Source organism: Mycolicibacterium houstonense, from assembly GCF_900078665.2.
GTDB classification, from domain to species: domain Bacteria; phylum Actinomycetota; class Actinomycetes; order Mycobacteriales; family Mycobacteriaceae; genus Mycobacterium; species Mycobacterium houstonense.
In genome coordinates this window covers 1,489,380-1,495,470 of sequence record NZ_LT546207.1, presented here as the reverse complement: position 1 = coordinate 1,495,470, position 6,091 = coordinate 1,489,380, and the positions used below count along the sequence as shown (strand labels likewise).

General features: G+C 69.6%; 3 protein-coding genes and 3 pseudogenes. All 6 read right to left on the bottom strand.

Going from position 1 to position 6,091, the window contains the following annotated elements:
* A partial coding sequence (murC, locus tag BN4332_RS07505; protein ID WP_066897879.1) for a UDP-N-acetylmuramate--L-alanine ligase occupies window positions 1-1,015 on the bottom strand: 1,015 nt, incomplete at its 3' end.
* Window positions 1,012-1,551: pseudogene (locus tag BN4332_RS07500) on the bottom strand (glycosyltransferase); the annotation flags it as partial. The pseudogene BN4332_RS07500 and the gene murC, both read right to left, overlap by 4 nt.
* Window positions 1,552-1,678: 127 nt before the next feature.
* Window positions 1,679-3,019: pseudogene (ftsW, locus tag BN4332_RS07495) on the bottom strand (putative lipid II flippase FtsW); the annotation flags it as partial.
* Window positions 3,020-3,024: 5 nt separating this feature from the next.
* Window positions 3,025-4,066: pseudogene (gene murD, locus BN4332_RS07490) on the bottom strand (UDP-N-acetylmuramoyl-L-alanine--D-glutamate ligase).
* Window positions 4,067-4,079: 13 nt separating this feature from the next.
* The gene (gene mraY, locus BN4332_RS07485) at window positions 4,080-5,159 is read right to left on the bottom strand and encodes a phospho-N-acetylmuramoyl-pentapeptide-transferase (protein WP_066897878.1); all 1,080 of its coding nucleotides are present in this window, start codon (window positions 5,157-5,159) and stop codon (window positions 4,080-4,082) included.
* Window positions 5,156-6,091: UDP-N-acetylmuramoyl-tripeptide--D-alanyl-D-alanine ligase (locus BN4332_RS07480; protein WP_268811508.1), on the bottom strand; the 936-nt coding region annotated here is incomplete at its 5' end. The genes mraY and BN4332_RS07480, both read right to left, overlap by 4 nt.

The window sequence follows — 6,091 nt, the reverse complement described above, 5'->3', positions numbered from 1 at the left end:
CCCGGACGCCGCCGAGCGAGCCCACCAACTCGAAACGCCTTCGCACGCCCTCGAATCCGGCCAGCCCGTCGAGCACCGTCTCGGCCGGCGCACCCACTTCGATGGCGGCCAGCAGTGCGGCCAGCGCGTTGAGCGCCATGTGCCTGCCCGGCACCGCGAGCCGGATCGCGCGCGGATGCGGCTCTCCGGCGAGCTGGATGTGGGCCACCGCCCCGGTGCCCTGCTGTTCCCAGCTCAACAAGGTTCCGGCGAGGCCCTCGCCCACGCTGCCGTACCGCAGCACCCGGATGCCCAGGGAGTCGGTGTGTTCGGCCAATGCCGCTGCGCCCGGATCATCGGTGCACACCACCAGGGCGCCACCGGGGGCGATGCGGTCGACGAATGCGGAGAACACCTCGGTGTACGCCTGCTCGCTCCCGAAGAAATCCAGGTGATCGGCCTCGATGTTGGTGACCACCGCGACATTCGGGGTGTACTCCAGCAGCGAGCCGTCACTCTCGTCGGCCTCGGCGACAAAGCAGGTACCGCTGCCGTGATGGGCGTTGGTGCCCGCTTCGCCCAATTCGCCACCCACGGCGAACGAGGGGTCGAACCCGCAGTGCTGCAATGCCACGATGAGCATCGACGTGGTGGTGGTCTTGCCGTGCGTGCCCGTCACCATCAACGTGGTGTAACCGGCCATGAGCTTGGCCAGCACCACCGGCCGCAGGATCACCGGGATTCCCCGGCGCCGCGCCTCGACCAGCTCCGGATTGGTCTTCGGGATCGCGGCGTGCGTGGTGACCACGGCGGTCGGGCCGCCGGGCAGCAGGTCCAGCGACGACGCGTCGTGCCCGATCCTGACCTCGGCGCCACGTGCCCGCAACGCCACCACGCCGCGCGACTCCTTGGCATCCGAACCGGACACCAGGCCGCCACGGTCCAGCAGGATGCGGGCCACTCCCGACATCCCGGCTCCCCCGATACCGACCATGTGCACCCGCTGCAGCTCAGCCGGAAGTGAATTACCGTTCACTGCAGCTTCTTTCGTTGGTCACGGGCAATGTCCAGGGCGACCTGGGCCACCCGCATGGCGGCGTCGGGGTGGCCGGACAACGACGCGGCGGCCGTCATCGCGGCCAACCGCTCGTCGTCGGTCATCAGGCCGGCGACCGTATCGGCCACGAATTCACCGTTGAGCGCGGCATCGTCGACGAGGATGCCGCCGCCCGCGGAGACCACCGGCAACGCGTTGAGTCGCTGCTCGCCATTGCCGATCGGCAGCGGCACGTACACCGCGGGCAGCCCCACGGCGGTCACCTCCGCGACCGTCATCGCCCCGGACCGGCAGATCGCCAGATCCGCTGCGGCATAGGCCAGATCCATCCGGTCCAGATACGGCACCGCGACATAGGGCGGTGCGCCCTCGGCGGCCGGCGGCAGGTCGAGGGTGTTCTTCGGACCGTGGGCGTGCAGCACCGAAACACCGGCTGCGGCAAGGGCTTCGGCCGCCGACGACACCGCGCGGTTGATAGACTGGGCGCCCTGCGATCCGCCGAANCGGGCGGCCACCGCCGCGGGCCGTGCGCCGGTTCGGGGCGGCCTTCTTGGTCGCGGACTGTCTGCCGCCGGTCTGCTTCGTCGTCGGCTTGGCACCGGCCTTGGCACCGGACTTACCCGTGCCGCGTGCCGAGGTTCGGCGGTCGTGGAGCCGGTTGCGGGCCACCTCCAGCCGGGTCGGGACGTACGGTTCGGGCAGCGGGAGGCGCAGCAGCCGGTTCATCCGGTCATCGCGGCCCGCCCGTAGTGCCGCCACCGCCTCCGGCTCGTGGCGCGCCGCATTGGTGATCAGTCCCATCATCAAAAGCGTTGTGGCCTGCGATGATCCGCCGGCCGAGATCAGCGGCAGCTGCAGGCCGGTGACCGGCAGCAGCCCGACCACGTAGCCGACGTTGATGAACATCTGACCGACGATCCACAGTGTGGTGGTCGCGGTGAGCAGGCGGAGGAACGGATCCGCCGAGCGCCGCGCGATGCGCATGCCGGTGTAGGCGAACAGCCCGAACAGCGCCAGCAGACCCGCGGCCCCGACGAAGCCGAGCTCCTCGCCGATGATCGCGAAGATGAAGTCGTTGTGCGCATTGGGCAGGTAGTTCCACTTCGCGGTGCCCTGGCCCAGCCCGCCACCGAAGATGCCGCCGTTGGCCAGCGCGTACCTGGCCTGCCGGGACTGGTAACCGATACCCTGCCCGTCGGCCGCCGGGTCGAGCCAGGACTGCACCCGATCGGACCGGTAGCCCGCGGAGACCGCCAGCACTCCGGCCGCGACGACGGCGGCGAACAGCGAGGACACGAACACCCGCAGCGGCAGGCCCGCGTACCAGAGCAGGCCGAGCAGAAGGATGCTGAGCGTGATGGTCTGCCCGAGGTCGGGCTGGGCCACGATCAGGGCCAGCGCGATCACCGCGGCGGGCACCAACGGGATCAGCATCTCGCGCAGCGAGGCCCGTTCCATCCGTCGCGCCGCCAGCAGGTGCGCACCCCAGATCGCAAAGGCGATCTTGGCCAGCTCCGACGGCTGCATGGAGAATCCCGCGACCACGAACCAGCCGCGAGAGCCGTTGGCCACCTTGCCGATTCCGGGGATGAGCACCAGGATCAGCAGCAGGATCGTGAACGCGAAGCCGGGGAAGGCCAGCCGGCGCAGGGTACGCACCGATATGCGCAACGCCAGGTAGAACGCGATCAACCCGATGACCGTCCACATCACCTGGCGGCCGAACACCGCCCATGGCGACCCGTCGAAGTCGTACGAGTACACGCCGGACGCCGAGAGCACCATGATCAGGCCCAGCGTCGTCAACAACGCGGTGACCGCGATGATCAGATGGAACGACGTCATCGGCCGGCCCAGCCAGACACCGAACCGGGTGCGCGGCTCCGCCCTCGGCGCGGCCTCGACGGACCCGGCTGATGCGCCCGCGGAATCGCCGGTTGCGTCACCGTCCTTTCGGCGCAACCGGTCCAGGATGCTGACCACCGCGCCTACCCGATCGCAGCGCGGACGGCGCCGGCGAACGCATCGCCGCGCTGACCGTAGCCGCTGAACTGATCGAAGGACGCGCCTGCCGGGGCCAGCAACACGGTGTCGCCCGAGACCGCAAGGCCGCGGGCGGCATCGACGACCGCCGCCATGACCGCGTCGGAAACCGGACGGTCCCCGACTTCGATCACACGAGTCACATGATCACCAATAGACTCATTTGTCTCAAGCACCCCAGAATCCTCCCCCGTCACAACCTCGACGACGGGGACATCCGGGGCGTGTCGCGATAACGCATCGGCAACCATTTGCCGGTCTCGCCCGATCAGCACCNNCGGCCGGCAGCAGGCCCGCCGCCACCGGATCGTCGAGGCCCACCACCGCGACCCGACCGGCCAGCGCCCTGGCCTTGTCGGCGGCATAGCCGGCCATCGAACCGTGCCAGTCCAGATGGTCTTCGGCGACGTTGAGCACCACGCCGGCCTCCGGGCGCAACGACGGCGCCCAATGCAACTGGAAGCTGGAAAGTTCGATGGCCAGCAACTCCGCGGGCTGATCGAGGACCGCCAGCACCGGATCACCGATGTTGCCGCACAACAGGCTTCGCCGTCCGTCTGCCAACAGCATCTCGTGCAGCATCGAGGTGGTGGTGGTCTTTCCGTTGGTTCCGGTGACCACGAGCCAGCGCCGCGGTAGACCGTAGCGGCCGGCAGCATCCAGCCGCCAGGCCAACTCCACGTCGCCCCAGATCGGCACGCCTGCCTCAGCCGCGGCCGCCAGGACCGGTGCCGTGGGCGGGAACCCCGGACTGGTCACCACCAGCGCGTAGTCGGAGATGCCGGCGATGGCTGCTGCCGGGTCGATCACGGCGGCGCCCGCTGCGGCGTAGGCGCGCAGCGCCTCGGCATTGTCGTCGCACAGCGTGGCCGCCACTTGAAGCGGTTCCAGCGCCGCCAGCACGGCACGTCCGGTCACCCCGGCGCCGGTGACCAACACCGGGGCACCGGGGGTCAGCAGCGAGAGCAGCCCCTGGTCGTCTCCCACCGGGCCGCTCACGTCAGGCCCCGACTGCCGTCAGCCACTCGCTGTAGAACAGGGCCACACCCAGACCGCAGGCGATCGCCGTCAGAAGCCAGAACCTGATGATCACCGTCGTCTCGGCCCAACCCACCAGCTCGAAATGGTGATGGAACGGCGCCATCCGGAACACCCGGCGCCCCGTGGTGCGGAATGCCAGGATCTGCACCACCACCGAGGTCACCTCGGCGACGAACAATGCGCCCAGGACGACGGCCAGGATCTCGGTCCGGCTGGTCACCGACAAGCCGGCGATGATGCCGCCCAGCGCCAGTGACCCGGTGTCCCCCATGAAGATCTTGGCCGGCGCGGCGTTCCACCACAGGAAGCCGATACATGCGCCCGCCGTCGCGGCCGCCACGATCGCCAGGTCCAGCGGGTCGCGCACGTTGTAACAGCCCAGGCCCGGTGCCGTGGCGCAGGCGTTGCGGTACTGCCAGAACGTGATCAAGACGTAGGCCGCACTCACCATCGCCATCGCGCCGGCGGCCAGCCCGTCCAGGCCGTCGGTGAAGTTCACCGCGTTGGACCAGGCGCTGACGACCACCACACAGAACAACACGAACACCCACGACGCCAACGTCACGGTGGCGATCTCACGCACATAGGACAAATCCGGGCTGGCCGGGGTGAGCCCGTCGCCGTTGCGGAACTGCAGGACCAGCACGCCGAACAGCACGGCGGCGGTCAGCTGGCCGACGGTCTTGGCGGTCTTGTTGAGCCCCAGGTTGCGGGAGCGGCGCAGCTTGATCAGATCGTCGATGAAGCCGACCAGGCCGAGCATGGTGGCTAGCCCGAGCACCAGCAGACCCGAGGCCGACGGGCCCTCGCCGCCCAGCGCCACCCCGACCAGGTGGGTGCCCAGGTAGGCCGCCCAGATACCGGCGACGATCGCGACACCGCCCATCGACGGCGTGCCGCGTTTCTTGGCGTGGCTGGCCGGGCCGTCCTCACGGATCTCGTGACCCAGCCCGCGCGTGGTGAACAGCCGGATCAGCGCCGGGGTCAACAGGATCGACACCGTCAGTGCGATGCCGACGGCAATCAGGATGAGCTTCATCGGTCGGCGTTCCGATCTGCTGCGCCTTCGGCGGCGACCAGCGCATCGGCCAGCGCACCCAGTCCCACGGAGTTGGACGCCTTCACCAGCACCACGTCCCCCGGCTGCAGCTCAGCACGCAGCAGGGCCAGGGCGGCATCGGCGTCGTCGACCATCGTCGACTCAGATCCCCACGAACCCTCCATCACCGCGCCGTGGTGCATGGCGTTCATAGTCCTCCCGGTTCCGACGACGATTAACCGAGACACATCTAAGCGCACCGCCAGCCGTCCGATGGCGTCGTGCTCGGTTATCGCGTCGTCACCGAGTTCGGCCATCTCGCCCAACACCGCCCAGCTGCGCCGTTTTCCGCGCAGGTCACCGGCGTCCTGGCGAGCCATCCACGCCAGGGCCTTGAGACCGGCACGCATCGAATCCGGGTTGGCGTTGTAGGCGTCGTTGATCACCGTCACACCGTCGGACCGGGTGCCCACCTGCATCCGGTGCCGCGACACCGGGCCCGCGCCGGACAGCGCCGTGGCCACCTGCTGCAGGGTCGCCCCGCACTCCAGGGCCACCGCGGCCGCGCACAGCGCATTGCCCACCTGATGATCGCCGTGCACCGCGAGCTGCACCTCGACCTGGTCGGCGCCGGCGTGCAGCGCGAAGCCCGGCCGGGCCAGCCCGTCCAGGGTTACCGGGCCCGACCACACCTCGACCTGGGCGCCGGGCTCACGCGAGACCCGCACCACGCGGGCAGCCGTCACGCCGGCCATCGCCGCCACCGCGGTATCGTCGACGTTGAGGATCACCACGCCTGAGGCCGGAACCGCTTGCGGCAATTCGGCTTTGGTCCGCGCAATGGCCTCCCGCGAGCCGAACTCGCCGAGGTGGGCGGTGCCCACGTTGAGCACCACCGCGATCTGTGGCGGAGCGATGGCGGCCAGGGCGGC

What these genes read in the sequence shown, in the direction of transcription:
- mraY (WP_066897878.1), bottom strand. Translation starts at nt 5,159, where the DNA reads ATGAAGCTCATCCTGATTGCCGTCGGCATCGCACTGACGGTGTCGATC.